The 18,109-nt window shown below is 57.9% G+C and carries 16 protein-coding genes and 3 tRNA genes; 18 read left to right on the top strand and 1 reads right to left on the bottom strand.

Translation table 11 applies throughout. The features are described 5' to 3' along the window. Positions 1–2: 2 nt before the first annotated feature. The 15 genes from folP to ABH912_RS16210 all read left to right on the top strand — a co-directional run bounded on the left by folP (position 3) and on the right by ABH912_RS16210 (position 13,206). Positions 3–854, top strand: coding sequence for a dihydropteroate synthase (gene folP / locus ABH912_RS16280; RefSeq protein ID WP_033058122.1), 852 nt, complete (start codon positions 3–5; stop codon positions 852–854). Between the two features lie 16 nt (positions 855–870). Continuing rightward, on the top strand, positions 871–2,208 hold the full coding sequence (glmM, locus tag ABH912_RS16275; RefSeq protein WP_033058120.1) for a phosphoglucosamine mutase: 1,338 nt from the start codon (positions 871–873) through the stop codon (positions 2,206–2,208). A 66-nt stretch (positions 2,209–2,274) separates the two neighbouring features. Continuing rightward, positions 2,275–3,030 (top strand): triose-phosphate isomerase, encoded by a 756-nt coding sequence (tpiA, locus tag ABH912_RS16270; RefSeq protein ID WP_033058118.1) that lies wholly within the window; start codon positions 2,275–2,277, stop codon positions 3,028–3,030. A 4-nt stretch (positions 3,031–3,034) separates the two neighbouring features. Next, complete coding sequence (secG, locus tag ABH912_RS16265) at positions 3,035–3,418, top strand: preprotein translocase subunit SecG (RefSeq protein ID WP_017336473.1); 384 nt, start codon at positions 3,035–3,037, stop codon at positions 3,416–3,418. A gap of 21 nt (positions 3,419–3,439) precedes the next feature. Beyond that, positions 3,440–3,525, top strand: a tRNA-Leu gene (locus ABH912_RS16260). Between the two features lie 96 nt (positions 3,526–3,621). After that, positions 3,622–3,698: transfer RNA gene (locus tag ABH912_RS16255), tRNA-Met, on the top strand. A 138-nt stretch (positions 3,699–3,836) separates the two neighbouring features. Continuing rightward, a complete protein-coding gene (rimP, locus tag ABH912_RS16250) occupies positions 3,837–4,295 on the top strand; it encodes a ribosome maturation factor RimP (protein WP_010463487.1) in 459 nt (152 codons plus the stop codon). A 47-nt stretch (positions 4,296–4,342) separates the two neighbouring features. Continuing rightward, positions 4,343–5,824 carry a transcription termination factor NusA gene (gene nusA, locus ABH912_RS16245; protein ID WP_008024459.1) on the top strand — a complete coding sequence of 494 codons (1,482 nt, stop codon included), beginning with the start codon at positions 4,343–4,345 and terminating at the stop codon, positions 5,822–5,824. Positions 5,825–5,851: 27 nt separating this feature from the next. After that, positions 5,852–8,380, top strand: a complete 2,529-nt coding sequence (gene infB, locus ABH912_RS16240; RefSeq protein ID WP_033058116.1) for a translation initiation factor IF-2 — start codon at positions 5,852–5,854, stop codon at positions 8,378–8,380. A gap of 159 nt (positions 8,381–8,539) precedes the next feature. Beyond that, the gene (gene rbfA / locus ABH912_RS16235; RefSeq protein WP_008149016.1) at positions 8,540–8,941 is read left to right on the top strand and encodes a 30S ribosome-binding factor RbfA; all 402 of its coding nucleotides are present in this window, start codon (positions 8,540–8,542) and stop codon (positions 8,939–8,941) included. Between the two features lie 3 nt (positions 8,942–8,944). Then, on the top strand, positions 8,945–9,862 hold the full coding sequence (truB, locus tag ABH912_RS16230) for a tRNA pseudouridine(55) synthase TruB (protein ID WP_008149014.1): 918 nt from the start codon (positions 8,945–8,947) through the stop codon (positions 9,860–9,862). Between the two features lie 117 nt (positions 9,863–9,979). Continuing rightward, positions 9,980–10,249, top strand: coding sequence for a 30S ribosomal protein S15 (gene rpsO / locus ABH912_RS16225; protein WP_003177875.1), 270 nt, complete (start codon positions 9,980–9,982; stop codon positions 10,247–10,249). 197 nt (positions 10,250–10,446) lie between these two features. Beyond that, complete coding sequence (pnp, locus tag ABH912_RS16220) at positions 10,447–12,552, top strand: polyribonucleotide nucleotidyltransferase (RefSeq protein ID WP_008024453.1); 2,106 nt, start codon at positions 10,447–10,449, stop codon at positions 12,550–12,552. Positions 12,553–12,691: 139 nt separating this feature from the next. Next, positions 12,692–12,764 (top strand) — tRNA-Thr (locus tag ABH912_RS16215). Between the two features lie 136 nt (positions 12,765–12,900). Beyond that, entirely contained in the window at positions 12,901–13,206 is a 306-nt protein-coding gene (locus ABH912_RS16210) for a DUF6388 family protein (RefSeq protein WP_046046051.1), read from the top strand. A 50-nt stretch (positions 13,207–13,256) separates the two neighbouring features. Here ABH912_RS16210 and nadC read toward each other — a convergent pair whose 3' ends face one another. Next, positions 13,257–14,105 (bottom strand): carboxylating nicotinate-nucleotide diphosphorylase, encoded by an 849-nt coding sequence (gene nadC / locus ABH912_RS16205; RefSeq protein ID WP_429511115.1) that lies wholly within the window; start codon positions 14,103–14,105, stop codon positions 13,257–13,259. A gap of 283 nt (positions 14,106–14,388) precedes the next feature. Here nadC and ABH912_RS16200 point away from each other — a divergent pair, with 283 nt between their 5' ends. The 3 genes from ABH912_RS16200 (at position 14,389) to ampE (ending at position 18,072) form a co-directional block, all read left to right on the top strand. Further along, a complete protein-coding gene (locus tag ABH912_RS16200; protein WP_429511114.1) occupies positions 14,389–16,599 on the top strand; it encodes a DUF1631 domain-containing protein in 2,211 nt (736 codons plus the stop codon). A gap of 64 nt (positions 16,600–16,663) precedes the next feature. Further along, positions 16,664–17,233 (top strand): 1,6-anhydro-N-acetylmuramyl-L-alanine amidase AmpD, encoded by a 570-nt coding sequence (gene ampD / locus ABH912_RS16195; protein ID WP_033058110.1) that lies wholly within the window; start codon positions 16,664–16,666, stop codon positions 17,231–17,233. A 2-nt stretch (positions 17,234–17,235) separates the two neighbouring features. Continuing rightward, on the top strand, positions 17,236–18,072 hold the full coding sequence (gene ampE / locus ABH912_RS16190; protein ID WP_033058108.1) for a regulatory signaling modulator protein AmpE: 837 nt from the start codon (positions 17,236–17,238) through the stop codon (positions 18,070–18,072). The last annotated feature ends 37 nt before the right edge of the window (positions 18,073–18,109 follow it).

Genomic DNA, 18,109 nt, shown 5'->3' with positions numbered 1-18,109 from the left:
AAATGACTTCTGTTCAGTCCTCGACCCGGTTGCCTTGCGGCAATCGGGTTCTTGATTTAGCCCTGACGCACGTCATGGGTATTCTCAATGTCACTCCCGATTCCTTCTCTGATGGCGGCCAATTTAGCCAGCTCGATGCGGCCTTGCGCCACGCTGAGGCTATGGTGGCGGCCGGCGCGACGTTGATTGATGTCGGTGGCGAATCGACCCGGCCGGGTGCCAGGGTGGTTTCACCGCTGGAGGAGCTTGAACGCGTAGCTCCGGTCGTCGAGCGAATACATCGCGAGCTGGATGTAATTATCTCGGTCGACACTTCCACCCCGGCTGTCATGCGCGAAGCCGCACGGCTTGGCGCGGGGTTGATCAATGACGTGCGCTCGCTGCGGCGTGATGGTGCTCTGGATGCGGCTGCGGCCACCGGCTTGCCAGTCTGTCTCATGCATATGCTCGGTGAGCCGGGCGACATGCAGGACAATCCGCAGTACCAGGACGTCACGAAAGAGGTCGGCGAGTTTCTTGCCGAGCGCATGGCTCAGTGTGCGTCGGTAGGAATTACGGCGGACCGGATCATCCTGGATCCGGGCTTTGGCTTCGCAAAAACCTTGCAGCACAATCTAAGCTTGTTCAAGCATATGGAGGCCTTGCATGCCTTGGGGCGACCCCTGTTGGTCGGGGTCTCGCGTAAGAGCATGATAGGTCAGGCATTGAATCGTCCGGTTGGCGAGCGTCTGTATGGTGGTCTGGCGCTTGCAGCGCTGGCTTCGGTCAAGGGTGCGCGTATATTGCGCGTCCATGATGTGGCCGAAACCGTCGATGTGGTGCGAATGATCGCCGCAGTGGACTCAGCCGAATAAGAATGATGGAGTACTTATGACTAAAAAATACTTTGGCACCGACGGCATTCGTGGTCGGGTCGGCGAATATCCGATTACTCCTGACTTCATGCTCAAGCTCGGCTGGGCTGCTGGCATGGCGTTCCGCAAAATGGGCGCCTGCAAGGTATTGGTGGGCAAGGACACGCGGATCTCCGGGTATATGTTCGAATCTGCGCTCGAGGCCGGACTTACATCGGCAGGTGCCGATGTCATGCTCCTGGGGCCGATGCCGACACCGGCCATCGCCTACCTGACGCGTACCTTCCAGGCCGAAGCGGGCATCGTGATCAGTGCCTCGCACAACCCTCACGATGACAATGGCATCAAGTTTTTCTCCGGGAAGGGCACCAAGCTTCCTGATGAAGTCGAGCATATGATCGAAGAATTGCTCGACACCCCGATGACCGTGGTTGAGTCGAGCAAGATCGGCAAGGTATCGCGCATCAACGATGCGTCAGGTCGCTATATCGAATTCTGCAAAAGCAGCGTCCCGACCGGCACCAGCTTCGCGGGCCTGAAGATCGTGATCGACTGCGCTCACGGTGCGACCTATAAGGTGGCGCCTAGTGTATTCCGTGAGCTGGGAGCCGATGTCGTTGTGCTTTCCGCTCATCCTAACGGCCTGAACATCAATGAAAATTGCGGTTCGACCCATATGGGGCCGCTGCAAGCAGCTGTATTGGCCGAGCATGCTGATTTGGGTATCGCATTTGACGGTGATGGTGACCGCGTTCAAATGGTTGATCACACCGGTACTGTTGTCGACGGTGATGAGCTGTTGTTCATCATTGCTCGCGACCTGCATGAGCACGGCAAGTTGCAGGGCGGTGTGGTCGGTACGCTGATGAGTAACCTGGGGCTGGAATTGGCCCTGGCGGATCTGGCAATTCCTTTTGTGCGGGCCAATGTTGGCGACCGGTACGTAATCTCCGAGTTGCTGGAGCGCGATTGGCTGGTGGGTGGTGAAAATTCGGGGCACATTGTCTGCTTCAACCACACCACCACCGGTGACGCGATCATTGCCGCATTGCAGGTATTGATGGCGCTGAAGACCCGCTCCGAGGGGCTGGCGCAATCGCGTCAGGCACTGCGCAAGTGCCCTCAGGTGCTGATCAATGTACGATTCGGCGGTGGTGCGAGCCCTCTTGATCATCCCTCCGTCAAGGAGGCAAGCGAGCGCGTTACCAAGGCTATGGCGGGTCGTGGGCGCGTGCTGTTGCGCAAGTCCGGGACGGAGCCGCTGGTGCGTGTCATGGTCGAAGGCGAGGACGAAACACAGGTTCGCGGCTACGCCGAAGAGCTGGCAAAACTGGTTACTGAAGTTTCTGCCTGATTTCGGCTTGCCAGCCATGATTGTGTTGGGTAACATCTGCGCCCACTTTGACCGACGAGGTACAGCATGCGTCGCCCTATGGTAGCTGGTAACTGGAAGATGCACGGTACCCGCGCCAGCGTCGCTGAGCTGATCAATGGCCTTCGTCATCTGGCCTTGCCGAGCGATGTTGATGTAGCGGTATTCCCGCCTTGCTTGCATATCAATCTAGTGATTGATGGCTTGAAGGAAAAGTCGATTTCGGTCGGCGCGCAGAACTCTGCGGTGGAATCCATGCAAGGTGCATTGACCGGTGAAGTTTCGCCGAGTCAGTTAGTGGATGCAGGTTGTTCCCTGGTGCTTGTCGGGCACTCCGAGCGCCGCCAGATAATGGGCGAGCAGGACGGAATGCTGATTCGCAAGTTCGCAGCGGCACAGGCATGCGGCTTGATTCCGGTATTGTGCGTAGGGGAGACCCTTGAAGAGCGCGAGGCTGGGAAAACTCTTGAGGTTGTCGGGCGTCAGCTAGGCAGTATCATAGAAGAGCTGGGTGTTGGTGCCTTTGCAAAGGCAGTAATTGCTTACGAGCCGGTCTGGGCCATTGGTACCGGGCTGACTGCTTCGCCGCAACAGGCGCAGGATGTGCATGCAGCCATTCGCGCTCAGTTGGCGGCAGAGAATTCTGAGGTCGCACAAGGTGTGCGGCTTCTATACGGCGGCAGCGTGAAGGCGGCCAATGCGGTCGAACTGTTCGGCATGCCGGATATCGATGGGGGGCTCATTGGTGGAGCTTCCCTGAATGCAGATGAGTTCGGTGCGATTTGTCGCGCCGCGGGAAACTGAAAAAATGCTGGAAACAGTCGTAGTCGTTTTTCATCTGCTGGGTGCATTGGGCGTAGTTGCTCTGGTATTGCTGCAGCAGGGTAAAGGTGCGGATGCTGGCGCGTCTTTCGGAGCAGGTGCTTCAAATACTGTGTTCGGAAGCCAAGGTTCCTCTACCTTTCTTAGTAAGTTTACTGCTATACTTGCCGCCGGTTTCTTCATAACCAGCTTAGGGTTAGGTTACTTTGCTAAAGAGAAGGCTCACCAGCTGACTCAAGTAGGTTTGCCAAATCCAGCAGTGTTGGAAGTTCCAAAGCAACAACCGGCTTCTGATGATGTCCCGGTGCTTCAAGAGCAAAAGTCGGCTACTCCAGCGACTGACGTGCCTCCAGCTCAAGAGCAGAAGTAAGAAGGTTTCAAACGTAGTATTGCCGAGGTGGTGGAATTGGTAGACACGCAACCTTGAGGTGGTTGTGCCCATAGGGTGTAGGGGTTCGAGTCCCCTTCTCGGTACCAATTATCAGGAGAGCCCGCTGTTGCGGGCTTTCTTGTAGGTGGAAGGTTACATTGACCCTGTCAGGGATCGGTCGTATACTTCCGCCCCAGCTTTGTCGCGGGGTGGAGCAGTCTGGTAGCTCGTCGGGCTCATAACCCGAAGGTCGTCGGTTCAAATCCGGCCCCCGCAACCAGTTTAAGGAGCCCCTTTTAAGGGGCTTTTTGTTAGCTGGACACTTTCAACGCCGCTGTTCGACGGCGTTTCAAGGATGGGCGTTTCGCCCATTTTTTTATTTTGCACAGCATGCACATACATGCACGAGGGGGTTCAGGTGTCGAGCAAGCTAGAAGAGTTGCAGGCCTTGCTGGCCCCGGTGGTCGTGGCCCTAGGCTATGAATGCTGGGGTATTGAGTTTTCGGCTCAAGGTCGCCACTCAATGTTGCGCGTTTATATCGATAAAGAGGGCGGTGTGCTGGTGGACGATTGCGCCATTGTCAGCCGTCAGATCAGCGGTGTCCTGGATGTTGAAGATCCAATCGCCGTTGAATACACCCTTGAAGTTTCCTCGCCTGGCATGGAACGCCCGCTGTTCACTATTGAGCAGTTTGCAAAATTTGCCGGTGAACAAGTGAAGATCAAGCTGCGCTCGCCTTTTGAAGGCCGACGCAACTTTCAGGGCCTTCTGCGCGGTGTAGAAGAGCAGGACGTCGTGGTGCAGGTTGAAGACCATGAGTTCCTGTTGCCGATCGATATGATCGACAAGGCCAACATTATTCCCAGTTTTGACTGAGACGCGGATCCCGCGGATCCAATGGCTTGCGAAAGGCGAGGCGTACGATGAGCAAAGAAGTACTGCTGGTTGTTGAGTCGGTATCCAATGAAAAGGGCGTACCGGCAAACGTAATTTTTGAAGCGCTGGAGCTGGCTCTGGCCACTGCTACCAAAAAACGTTTCGAGGACGAAGTCGATCTGCGTGTGGAAATCAATCGCCACACCGGTGCTTACGAGACATTCCGTCGCTGGACGGTCGTCGAAGAAGCAGACCTGGACGATCCGGCCATCGAAACCTGGCCGAGCAAGGTTGCAGAAACGCATCCTGGTGCTCAGGTTGGTGATGTAGTCGAAGAAAAGATCGAATCCATCGAGTTCGGCCGCATTGCTGCACAGACTGCCAAGCAAGTCATCGTGCAGAAAGTTCGCGAAGCCGAGCGCGCTCAAGTCGTTGATGCCTATCGCGAGCGCCTGGGGGAAATCATCTCCGGCACCGTGAAGAAAGTGACCCGCGACAACGTGATCGTCGACCTGGGCAACAACGCTGAAGCGTTGCTGGCTCGCGAAGACATCATTTCTCGCGAAACCTTCCGGGTTGGCGTGCGTTTGCGTGCGCTGCTCAAGGAGATCCGCACCGAGAACCGCGGCCCGCAGCTGATCCTGTCGCGTACCGCGCCGGAAATGCTGATCGAGTTGTTCCGCATCGAAGTGCCGGAAATTGCTGAAGGCCTGATCGAAGTAATGGCAGCATCCCGTGACCCGGGTTCGCGCGCCAAGATCGCGGTCCGCTCCAAGGACAAACGCATCGACCCGCAAGGCGCTTGCATCGGTATGCGCGGTTCGCGCGTCCAGGCAGTGTCGGGTGAGTTGGGCGGTGAGCGTGTGGACATCGTCCTGTGGGACGACAACCCGGCTCAGTTCGTGATCAATGCAATGTCGCCGGCTGAAGTGGCGGCAATTATCGTTGACGAAGATGCCCATGCAATGGACATCGCCGTTGGCGCAGACAATCTGGCTCAGGCCATTGGTCGGGGTGGTCAGAACGTGCGTCTGGCTAGCCAGTTGACTGGCTGGACCCTGAACGTGATGACCGAATCGGACATCCAGGCTAAGCAGCAAGCAGAAACCGGCGACATCCTGCGCAACTTCATCGACGAGCTGGAAGTCGACGAAGACCTGGCACAGGTGCTGGTAGATGAAGGCTTTACGAGCCTGGAAGAGATTGCCTACGTACCGTTGGAAGAAATGCTCAACATCGACGGCTTTGACGAAGAAACCGTCAACGAGCTTCGCGCTCGCGCCAAGGATCGTTTGTTGACCAAAGCCATCGCTACTGAGGAAAAGCTGGCAGACGCCCATCCGGCCGAAGACCTGCTCTCGCTTGAGGGTATGGACAAGGATTTGGCGATGGAACTGGCGGTGCGCGGCGTAATTACCCGCGAAGACCTGGCCGAGCAGTCTATTGACGACCTGCTCGACATCGACGGCATTGACGATGATCGTGCCGGCAAGTTGATCATGGCCGCCCGAGCCCACTGGTTCGAGTAATTAGGCGCGGCCTGAGGAGAGAAGTGCATGACGCAAGTCACGGTGAAACAACTGGCCGATGAGGTCAAAACACCGGTAGAGCGCCTGTTGCAGCAGATGCGTGAGGCAGGTCTGCCGCACACCGCCGCCGAAGAACATGTGACTGACAGTGAGAAGCAATCTTTGCTGACTCACTTGAAAAGCAGCCACAAGGCGAAAGTGGAAGAACCACGCAAGATCACGCTGCAGCGTAAAACCACCAGCACCCTGCGTGTTGCTGGCAGCAAAAGCATCAGCGTTGAAGTCCGTAAGAAGAAAGTTTTCGTACAGCGCAGCCCGGAAGAAATCGAAGCCGAGCGCAAACGCGAACTGGAAGAACGTCGCGCAGTAGAAAATGCTGCACGTCAGAAGGCTGAAGAAGAAGCCAAGCGTCGCGCCGAAGAAGAAGCGCGTCGCCAGCCTGCTGCTGCGCAATCCGCTACTAATGACGCCGTTGCAGCACCTGCTGCAGTTGCCGAGCCAGTACGTGAAAGCGCGCCGGTTGTGGCTGCTGCTCCAGCGCCGTCTGCCGATGTTCGCAATAAGCAGAACGAACAGCGCCGTCCGGACAAACCACGTGCCGACGATAACAGTCGTCGTGGCAGTGGCGATGGTGAGCGCAAAAACGCTCCGCATCGTGCTTCGGTCAAGGAAAAAGCGCCTGCTCCACGCGTTGCCCCACGTACTACCGACGAAGAAAGCGATGGCTTCCGTCGTGGTGGTCGCGGCAAGGCCAAGCTGAAGAAACGCAACGCTCACGGTTTCCAGAGCCCAACCGGCCCTGTTGTGCGCGAAGTGAAGATCGGCGAGACCATCACTGTTGGCGATCTCGCCCAGCAGATGTCGGTCAAGGCTGCTGAAATCATCAAGTTCATGTTCAAACTGGGTACTCCAGCGACCATCAACCAGGTACTGGATCAGGAAACTGCCCAACTGGTTGCTGAAGAGCTGGGCCACAAAGTGACCCTGGTCAGCGACACCGCCCTGGAAGATTCCCTGGCCGAGTCCCTGAAGTTTGAAGGTGAAGCGTTCTCCCGTGCACCAGTCGTGACCGTAATGGGCCACGTTGACCACGGTAAGACCTCGCTGCTCGACTATATCCGTCGTGCCAAGGTAGCTGCAGGCGAAGCCGGCGGTATCACCCAGCACATCGGTGCGTACCACGTTGAAACCGAACGCGGCATGGTCACCTTCCTCGACACCCCGGGTCACGCCGCGTTTACCGCAATGCGTGCTCGTGGTGCCAAGGCGACCGACATCGTGATCCTGGTGGTTGCAGCGGACGACGGCGTAATGCCGCAGACCGTTGAAGCCGTTCAGCACGCCAAGGCTGCCGGTGTTCCGCTGGTTGTTGCAGTGAACAAAATCGACAAGCCGGGCGCTGATCTCGATCGCATCCGTAGCGAACTGTCGGTTCACGGCGTGACTTCGGAAGAGTGGGGCGGCGACACCCCGTTCGTATCGGTTTCGGCGAAAGTCGGTACTGGCGTGGACGAGTTGCTCGAAGCTGTTCTGCTGCAAGCTGAAGTCCTGGAACTGAAAGCGACTCCTTCGGCCCCTGGCCGTGGCGTTGTGGTTGAATCGCGTCTCGACAAAGGTCGTGGCCCGGTTGCTACCGTTCTGGTTCAAGACGGTACCCTGCGCCAAGGCGACATGGTGCTGGTCGGTTCGAACTATGGCCGCGTTCGCGCCATGCTCGACGAGAACGGCAAGCCAATCAAGGAAGCGGGTCCTTCCATCCCTGTCGAGATTCTCGGCCTGGACGGTACCCCGGACGCTGGCGACGAGATGAGCGTAGTTGCCGACGAGAAGAAAGCCCGTGAAGTGGCTCTGTTCCGTCAAGGCAAGTTCCGCGAAGTCAAACTGGCCCGTGCTCACGCTGGCAAGCTTGAAAACATCTTCGAGAACATGGGTCAGGAAGAGAAGAAGACGCTCAACATCGTCCTCAAATCCGACGTCCGTGGTTCGCTGGAAGCGTTGAACGGTGCCTTGAACGGCCTGGGTAACGACGAAGTGCAAGTGCGTGTTGTCGGTGGCGGTGTCGGTGGTATCACCGAGTCCGACGCCAACCTGGCACTGGCTTCCAACGCTGTACTGTTCGGCTTCAACGTGCGTGCCGATGCTGGCGCTCGCAAGATCGTCGAGCAGGAAGGTCTGGATATGCGTTACTACAACGTGATCTACGACATCATCGAAGACGTCAAGAAAGCCCTCACCGGTATGCTGGGCAGCGATGTTCGCGAGAACATCCTGGGTACCGCTGAAGTGCGTGACGTGTTCCGTTCGCCGAAGTTTGGCGCGATCGCCGGTTGCATGGTTATCGAAGGTGTTGTTCACCGTAACCGTCCAATCCGTGTACTGCGTGAAGACATCGTTATCTTCGAAGGCGAGCTGGAATCCCTGCGCCGCTTCAAGGATGACGCTTCCGAAGTACGTGCCGGCATGGAATGCGGTATCGGCGTGAAGAGCTACAACGACGTCAAAGTCGGTGACAAGATCGAAGTCTTCGAGAAGGTTCAGGTTGCTCGCAGCCTCTAACTCGCGCACTTCAAGGGCCACGATGAGCCGCCGCATGCAGATGCGCGACACAGCGTCAGGACTCTAAACGCAACGCCCGGTCTGGCTTTTGTCAGGCCGGGCGTTTGCCGCTTTCAGACCCTTCGGGTTTCACCGTGGGGCAGTAACAGGTAACAAGACATGGCAAAAGAATACAGCCGTACCCAACGTATCGGCGATCAGATGCAGCGTGAGCTGGCACAGCTGATCCGTCGTGAAGTCAAAGACCCGCGCGTCGGCCTGGTCACCATTACCGCTGTTGAAGTCAGCCGTGACGTCGGTCACGCCAAGATCTTCATCACCGTGATGGGTCAGGATAACGCTGAAGACATCGCGCAAAGCATCAAGGTGCTCAACTCCGCCGCCGGTTTCCTGCGCATGCAGCTGGCTCGCGAAATGAAGTTGCGCAGCGTTCCGCAGTTGCACTTCCACTATGACGAAAGCGTCGTGCGTGGTGCTCATCTGTCGGCATTGATCGAACGTGCAGTGGCTGAAGACAATCAGCATCCGGTTGCGGCAGAAGCCGAAGACACCAAGGAGTAATCGGTGGCTCAGGTCAAACGTATCCGTCGTAACGTCAGCGGCATCATCCTGCTCGACAAGCCACTGGGGTTCACCTCCAATGCGGCGTTGCAGAAGGTCCGCTGGCTACTGAACGCCGAGAAGGCCGGGCACACCGGCAGTCTCGATCCGCTGGCCACCGGCGTGTTGCCGTTGTGCTTCGGTGAGGCCACCAAGTTTTCGCAATACCTGCTCGATTCCGACAAGGGTTACGAGACTCTGGCGCAACTGGGCAAGACCACCACCACGGCCGATGCCGAGGGTGATGTTTTGCTGGAGCGCCCGGTGACCGTTGGTCGCGCCGATGTCGAAGCGGTACTGCCGAAATTTCGTGGGCAAATCAGTCAGATACCGCCCATGTACTCGGCGCTCAAACGTGATGGCCAGCCGTTGTACAAGCTGGCCCGGGCAGGTGAAGTAGTGGAGCGCGAACCGCGTTCTGTTACTATTACGCGCTTGGAATTACTGGCCTTTGAAGGTGATACTGCGCGGCTTGCAGTGGATTGCACCAAAGGTACCTATATCCGCACCCTGGTGGAGGATATCGGTGAGCAACTCGGTTGTGGCGCTTACGTTGCTGAACTGCGACGTACCCAGGCCGGGCCTTTCACGCTGGCCCAGACGGTCACGCTGGAAGAGTTGGAAGCGGTACATGCCGAAGGCGGCAACGAAGCGGTCGACCGCTTCCTGATGCCATCGGACAGCGGCCTGCTGGATTGGCCACTGTTGCAGTTCTCGGAGCACAGCTCGTTCTACTGGCTTAACGGCCAACCGGTACGAGCCCCGGATGCACCGAAGTTCGGCATGGTACGGGTACAGGATCACAATGGTCGCTTCATCGGTATCGGTGAAGTGAGCGAAGACGGGCGCATCGCGCCACGTCGACTGATTCGGTCAGAATGACCGAACGAGTGTGGCTGTTAACAGGCACGGTCACTACTCATTTTTAGATACAGGGATTTGTCCCTGGCCTGTTGAAGCTGTTTCTTTGAAACAGTTTCCTGATAAAAGGATTGCCTCATGGCTCTCGACGTTCAAGAAAAAGCTCAAATCGTAGCTGACTACCAGCAAGCTGTTGGTGACACTGGTTCGCCAGAAGTGCAAGTTGCACTGCTGACCCACAACATCAACAAGCTGCAAGGTCACTTCAAGGCCAACGGTAAAGATCACCACTCCCGTCGTGGTCTGATCCGCATGGTAAACCAGCGTCGTAAGCTGCTGGACTACCTGAAAGGCAAGGATCTGGGTCGTTATCAGACTCTGATCGGTCGCCTGGGTCTGCGTCGCTAATAAGCGATTGCGCTAGAGGTTGGTTGTCTGTCGTACGTCAGCGGGTTTCCCGCTGGCGCATGGCAGGCTCCCAGCCTCAAGTTTTATCTGGATACCTGCTTTACCTGGACAATGACAGTCGGGCCGATTCCCGGCGTTGCCCAAGAATTTCGCAAGAAGACAAGTTCCCCAAGAGCCACAAAAGAAGGTAGGACACCGTGAACCCGGTAATCAAAAAATTCCAGTTCGGTCAGTCGACCGTTACCCTCGAGACTGGCCGTATCGCCCGTCAGGCCTCCGGCGCAGTATTGGTCACCGTTGACGACGACGTCAGCGTGTTGGTGACTGTGGTCGGCGCCAAGCAAGCCGATCCAGGCAAGGGCTTCTTCCCTCTGTCTGTTCACTACCAGGAAAAAACTTACGCTGCCGGTAAGATCCCTGGCGGTTTCTTCAAGCGTGAAGGCCGTCCTTCCGAGAAAGAAACCCTGACTTCCCGACTGATCGACCGTCCGATCCGTCCGCTGTTCCCAGAAGGCTTCATGAACGAAGTGCAGGTTGTCTGCACCGTCGTTTCCACCAGCAAGAAGACCGATCCGGACATCGCTGCGATGATCGGTACCTCGGCTGCGCTGGCCATCTCCGGCATTCCTTTCGATGGCCCGATCGGCGCTGCCCGCGTTGCGTTCCACGAAAGCACCGGCTATCTGCTGAACCCGACTTACGAACAACTGAAAGCGTCGAGCCTGGACATGGTCGTTGCCGGTACTTCGGAAGCCGTGTTGATGGTTGAATCGGAAGCCAAAGAGCTGACCGAAGACCAGATGCTGGGTGCGGTACTGTTTGCTCACGACGAGTTCCAGGTTGTGATCAACGCCGTTAAAGAACTGGCCGCTGAAGCTGCCAAGCCGACCTGGACCTGGGCTCCACAGCCAGAAGCCACTGCTCTGCTGGGCGCTATCCGTGCCGAGTTCGGCGACGCGATCTCCCAGGCTTACACCATCACCATCAAGGCCGACCGTTACGCTCGCCTGGGTGAGCTGAAAGACCAGGTCGTTGCCAAGCTGTCCGGTGAAGAAGGTCAGCCTTCCTCCAGCGAAGTCAAAGCGGCTTTCGGCGAAATCGAATACCGCACCGTTCGCGAAAACATCGTAAACGGCAAGCCACGTATCGACGGTCGCGACACCAAGACCGTACGTCCGTTGAACATCGAAGTCGGTGTTCTGCCAAAGACCCACGGTTCGGCTCTGTTCACCCGTGGCGAAACTCAGGCTCTGGTTGTTGCAACGCTGGGTACTGCCCGTGACGCACAGCTGCTGGACACCCTGGAAGGCGAGAAAAAAGACCCGTTCATGCTGCACTACAACTTCCCTCCGTTCTCGGTAGGTGAGTGTGGTCGCATGGGTGGCGCTGGTCGTCGCGAAATCGGTCACGGCCGTCTGGCCCGTCGTTCGGTTCAGGCCATGCTGCCTGCTGCCGACGTGTTCCCGTACACCATCCGTGTGGTATCGGAAATCACCGAGTCCAACGGTTCGAGCTCCATGGCTTCGGTCTGCGGCGCTTCCCTGGCTCTGATGGACGCCGGCGTTCCGATGAAGGCACCGGTTGCCGGTATCGCCATGGGTCTGGTTAAAGAAGGCGAGAAGTTCGCCGTCCTGACCGACATCCTGGGTGACGAAGACCACCTGGGCGACATGGACTTCAAAGTAGCCGGTACCGCCAAAGGTGTTACCGCGCTGCAGATGGACATCAAGATCAAAGGCATCACCGAAGAAATCATGGAGATCGCTCTGGGCCAAGCCCTGGAAGCGCGCCTGAACATCCTCGGTCAGATGAACCAGATCATTGGCCAGTCGCGTACCGAACTGTCGGAAAACGCTCCGACCATGATCGCGATGAAAATCGACACCGACAAAATCCGTGATGTCATCGGTAAAGGCGGCGCGACCATTCGTGCGATCTGTGAAGAGACCAAGGCTTCGATCGACATCGAAGACGACGGCTCGATCAAGATCTTCGGCGAAACCAAGGAAGCGGCTGAAGCAGCACGTCAGCGCGTCCTGGGCATCACCGCTGAAGCTGAAATCGGCAAGATCTACGTCGGTAAGGTTGAGCGCATCGTCGACTTCGGCGCATTCGTCAACATCCTGCCTGGCAAGGACGGTCTGGTTCACATCTCGATGCTGAGCGACGCTCGCGTTGAGAAAGTGACCGACATCCTGAAAGAAGGCCAGGAAGTGGAAGTACTGGTACTGGACGTGGACAACCGCGGCCGTATCAAGCTGTCCATCAAAGACGTAGCAGCAGCCAAGGCTTCGGGCGTTTAATCACTCCCCACGCCTGACCGCTTCAACGTTATAAAAAATGCCCCGCAGTGCAAGCTGCGGGGCATTTTTTTGCCTGCAAAAAAATGAGACGAGTCATGAAGTTGCCTGACCCCAAAGTCAGTGCTAGGTTTAGCCCACTGCCCGTGTAGCTCAGTTGGTAGAGCAGCGCACTCGTAACGCGAAGGTCGCAGGTTCGATTCCTGTCTCGGGCACGAGCGACACGTTGTTTTCAGATGATCCCGAATGGTTCTGAAGGCCAGACAAACCGGGCTTCAAACGGTTTTTTGCGTCAGAGAGATCCTTGATGATCCAGATCCATCTTCCATTCCCCAGATCAAAGAGAACGCCATGACCGTTAAAGAATTGACCCAAGAAGCCAGACACGCAGAAGCGCTGAAGAAGTACTTGCTGGAATCGCCCCAGCTAGCCGAAGAGATCAAGGACTTGCCCGCCGACGATCAGAAAGACCAGATCCAGTGGGCGTTCGAAGACGAAGCAGAGTCTCAGGGCTTACAGCCGTGGGAGCTGACGCTCAAGTACACCTCGACTCCGGAAGAGTTCGAGGCTGCGCGCCTTGTTCTGCACAAGGAGGCGGCCGAGGTGTTGGGTGTCGAGTGGGAAGAGTACTGCGAGATGAATAATCTGGTGGTCTGATAAAAACGCCAGCCTCACGAGGCTGGCGTTTTTCATTCACGCAGGCGTTATCAAAGGCTCAGACGCATCGACAGATCGACAGCCTTCACATCCTTGGTCATCGCACCAATCGAGATGTAATCCACCCCGGTCTCGGCGATAGGCAGCAGCGTGCTTTCGTTGATGCCGCCGCTAGCCTCCAGTTTCGCCTTGCCTGCGTTCAGACGCACGGCTTCGCGCATGTCATCCAGACTCAACTCATCGAGCATGATGATGTCGGCACCGGCCGCCAGGGCTTCCTTCAGCTCGTCCAGGCTTTCCACTTCGATCTCCACCGGTTTGCCCGGGGCAATCTTGTGCGCGGCTTTGATGGCCTCCGGGATGCCACCGCAGGCGGCAATATGGTTTTCCTTGATCAGGAAGGCGTCGTACAGGCCGATGCGGTGGTTGTGGCAACCGCCGCAGGTCACGGCGTACTTCTGCGCCAGACGCAGCCCCGGTAAGGTTTTACGGGTGTCGAGCAACTTCACCTGGGTCTCGGCGACAAAATCCGCCAGGTATTGCGCGCGAGTGGCCACACCCGAAAGCAGTTGCAGGAAGTTCAGTGCGCTGCGTTCGCCCGTCAGTAGCGAGCGCGCCGGGCCTTCGAGGTGGAACAGCACCTGATTGGGTTTCACCCGCTCGCCATCGGACACCTGCCAGTGCACAGCAACTCGTGGGTCCAGCTGCCGAAACACAGTATCAACCCAGGCTGTGCCGCAGATGACAGCAGCGTCGCGGGTGATGATCGTGGCTTTGGCCAGGCGTTCGGCCGGGATCAGCTGTGCGGTGATGTCGCCGCTGCCGATGTCTTCGAGCAACGCACGGCGCACGTTGGCTTCGATTTCGGCGGTCAAATCGGCGAGACGTAGATTCGGCATAACGGACTCCACAAACAAAGTGGCCCGATTATAGGGCCATGGCGCTGGGCAACCCAAGGCATCAGAGGCGTTCCCATCGCTCTGAAACCTGCATTTGGTCGATTCGCCTGAGCAATCGGCCCTAAGTCTGCGTCTGCCATAAGCGTCTATTTCAATGGGAAACGCAGAGTCTGCTGGTAGAGGGGGCATCTTTTGCAAGATAATCCGCCTTGCTTTTGACGTCATGGCTTTGACGTAGATTTGAATGGACGACTTCGAAGACTCACCGTTTCAGGAGGCCTGAATGCACAACGACGGGAATGTAGTGCCTTTGCACAAGGTTGCTACCGACCAGGCGACTCCCTCGCCGCTCGCCCGCCTGCCTGTGATTCTGCTTCAGGTTCGCGACAAGGCCGCCCAACAGCTCAGGCAGGGCTTGCAGGAACTGTTCGATAACGCCGACGACACGCTGTTCGAAATGGCCGACCGGGCCCGTAATGACGTCGAACAGAACCTGTTCTTCGAAGCCATGCGTGACTTGCGCCTCAAGCGCAAAAACATCGAGCGCGGCTTTCTCGAACAATTCTTCGAGGCCTTTGTCAGCCTTACCCAGTACGACACCACTCAGTCTGCCTTGCCCCAGGCGTTGGCCTTCGACGCCTCGGTGGCGCAGCCCAATGACGACATGGAGCGCAGCGTGGCAGTGGAAGCGATGGTCAGCAAAGTGCTGAACCGCGACGGCTTCGCCCTGGACCAACTGACCGCCCGACTCAGCGCACTGCTGGGCAGGGAACTGCTCGATCGGCACAATCCCATGGGGCCGGCGATGCTCTGCGAGTACTTTATGCAGGCCGGGCGCAACCTGGGGGTGGAAATCAAGGTCAAGCTGATCATCCTCAAACTGTTCGAACGCTATGTACTCAGGGATGCCAATCAGCTGTACGCCGAAGCCAATCAGTTGCTGGCCGCCACCGGTGTTCTGCCTGATCTCAAGCCCGCCCCTGCGCGTCGGTCCACGGATCGTGCGGCTGCCAGCGTCGGTACTGAACCCGCACAGGCCAGCACTCGCGTCGGTGGCCCGCCGACCGACGACAGCGTGCAGGAAGTCTTCGCGGCGTTGCAGGAGTTGCTGTTTCATGTGCGTGGCAGTGTCGCGCCAACGCTCGAAGCCAGTGCCCAGACCCAGCCGATTTCCACCCGTGACCTCATGCGCCTGCTCTCGCACTTGCAGCAATACGTGCCGGCGCCGGCAGCCCAGGATGACTTCGATCTGCGAAACCAGCTCGAACAGCTGCTGACCCGGGTCAGCGTTAAAAGTGGCAAGTCACGCGTGGTCGGGGTGGCTGACGAAGACGTGATCAACCTGATCGCCATGCTCTTCGAATGCATTCTCGATGACCGCAACCTGCCGGACTCGCTCAAGGCGTTGATCGGCCGTTTGCAGATCCCGATGCTGAAAGTGGCGGTGCTCGACAAGAGCTTCTTCAGCCGCAGCAGTCACCCGGCCCGGCGCCTGCTCAATGAAATCGCCAACGCAGCCATGGGCTGGGGTGAGTGCGATGATCATGAGCGCGACAGCCTGTATCTGCGCATCGAGCAAGTGGTGCAACGGTTGCTGAATGATTTTGTCGATGATCCGGCGGTCTTTTCCGAATTGCTCGCGGATTTTCTCGCCTTCACCAGCGACGAGCGCCGTCGCAGTGATCTGCTGGAGCAACGTACCCGTGACGCCGAAGAAGGCCGTGCCAGGACTGAACTGGCCCGTCAGCGCGTCGAGCAGGTGCTGAATCAGGCCTTGTTGGGCAAAGTATTGCCGCAACGGGTGGTGGTGTTTGTACAGGAAGCCTGGAGCCAGGTGTTGCTGCTGACCTGTCTCAAGCACGGCGATCAGTCGGCCGAGTGGCACGCCGATGTGCAGTCCATGGAGCAATTGATCTGGAGCGTGCAGCGTCATGATGAACCCGGTGCGAGCCTGCGCTTGTTGGCGCTGGTGCCAGGGTTACTCAAGTCGTTGCGCGACGGGCTGAGCAGTTCGGCCTTCGATCCGTTCGCCACCAGCGAATTTTTCAGTGAGCTGGAAGCCTTGCACGTTCAACTGTTCGAACGTCCTGGGCAAAAGCTTGAGCAGTCTGTCAAAACACCGGTAATGGTCGAAGTGCGGCAGCAAGTCGTCCTGCGAACCGCGGACGAAGGGCCAGTCGATACGGCTTCAGTGCGCTTGCCGGAGGACGATGCCGGTCTGCTTCAGGTCGATCAACTGCGGTTGGGGGGCTGGGTCGAGTTTCAGGAAGATGAGGAAAACACCCTTCGCTGCAAGCTGGCGGCGATCATTGAAGCCACCGGCAAGTATATTTTCGTCAATCGCACCGGGATGAAAGTGCTGGAGCGCAGCCGCATCGGCCTGGCGCTGGAATTCCGTCGTGGCGCGGTGCGCGCGCTGGATGACACCTTGCTGTTCGACCGGGCGCTGGAGTCGGTGATCGGCAACCTGCGGCGCCTCAATCGCGGCAAGTGATCGCGCCCCGAGGGTCTATCGCGGCATACTGGGCGCCTACACAGTCGTCGTTGAAGGAACCTTTATGCAGTTGGACCCCGCGAGCGGTTGGTGTCAGGGCGTAGATATTTGCCCCTCGCCCAACTTCAATGCGCGCCCCTCGGGCGAAATTTCCCTGCTGGTGATCCACAACATCAGCCTGCCGCCAGCGCAGTTCGCTACCGGCAAGGTGCAGGAATTTTTCCAGAATCGTCTGGATGTCACGGAGCATCCCTACTTTGAAGGGATCGCCGACCTGCGTGTGTCTGCGCATTTTCTGATCGAACGTGACGGCACCGTCACTCAGTTTGTCTCTTGTCTTGAGCGTGCCTGGCATGCCGGCGTCTCGAGTTTTGAAGGTCGGGAAACCTGTAACGATTTTTCCGTGGGCATCGAACTTGAAGGCACGGATGATCTGCCGTTCACCGACGCTCAGTATCAAGCGTTGACGACCTTGACCCGGCAGCTGCAAAGCGCCTTCACGGCCATCACCGCACAGCGCATCTGCGGGCATAGCGACATCGCACCCGGGCGTAAAACCGATCCGGGGCCGGCGTTCGACTGGGCACGCTATCGAGCGGCCCTGGCAAAAGCTGCTCTGGAAAGTAAGGAGTAACAATGAGTTTTCTGGTGTTGCTGTTGGCGGTCTGGATCGAGAAGTTCTCGGCCCTGCGTCATCGGATTCAGCGCGATGGTGGATGGGTTCGCGAGCTGAACAAGCTTGAGGTCAATCCGCGTCTGGCGAAAAGTCCGTGGCTGATCTTGGTCGTACTGGTGTTGTTGCCAGTGGCACTGCTGGGTTTGCTGCTGTTGGTACTGGACCCGGTGGCTTACGGTCTGCTGGCCTTGCCGGTGCACCTGCTGGTGGTGATTTACAGTCTCGGTCGCGGTGATCTGCTGGCCGGTCTCGGGCCGTTTCGCGATGCCTGGCGCCGGGAAGACCTGCAAGCGGCCGCTCATGTGGCGAACCGCGACCTGGGTATTTGCGCCGATAGTGGCGAACAATTGCTGGAACGGGTCGAAGGGCATCTGCTGTGGGAGGCTTATCAGAGCTTTTTCGCAGTGATTTTCTGGTACTTCCTGCTGGGCCCGGTCGCCGCCCTGAGCTATCGCCTGCTGGCCCTGGCCGAAGAACACGGGCAGAATCCGGCCGTGGTCGAGCGCGCGGCAAAACTACGTCATGCGTTCGATTGGCTGCCGGTGCGTTTGTTGGCGGCGAGTTTTGCGTTGGTCGGCAACTTTGTCGCGGTCAGCCGAGTGATGTTGCACGAACTGCTGAACTGGAACATCAGCGCCGCCCAATTGATCGAGAAGGTCGGGCTGGTGGCCGGTGAAATCCCGGCACCGGTGGTCGGGCCAGACGGCATCAACAGCCTCGACCGGATCTGGGAACTGTTGCTGCGCGCGGCGGTGCTCTGGTACGCCGGTTTTGCGTTGTGGACCGTCCTTCCGTAAGCACACTGACCCCCTGTAGCAGCCTGACGCAGCCTGA

Origin of the sequence: Pseudomonas sp. BT76 TE3572 (genome assembly GCF_050435365.1) — a bacterium.
Taxonomy (GTDB): Bacteria; Pseudomonadota; Gammaproteobacteria; order Pseudomonadales; family Pseudomonadaceae; genus Aquipseudomonas; species Aquipseudomonas fluorescens_W.
This window is presented reverse-complemented; position numbering and strand designations above follow the sequence as displayed.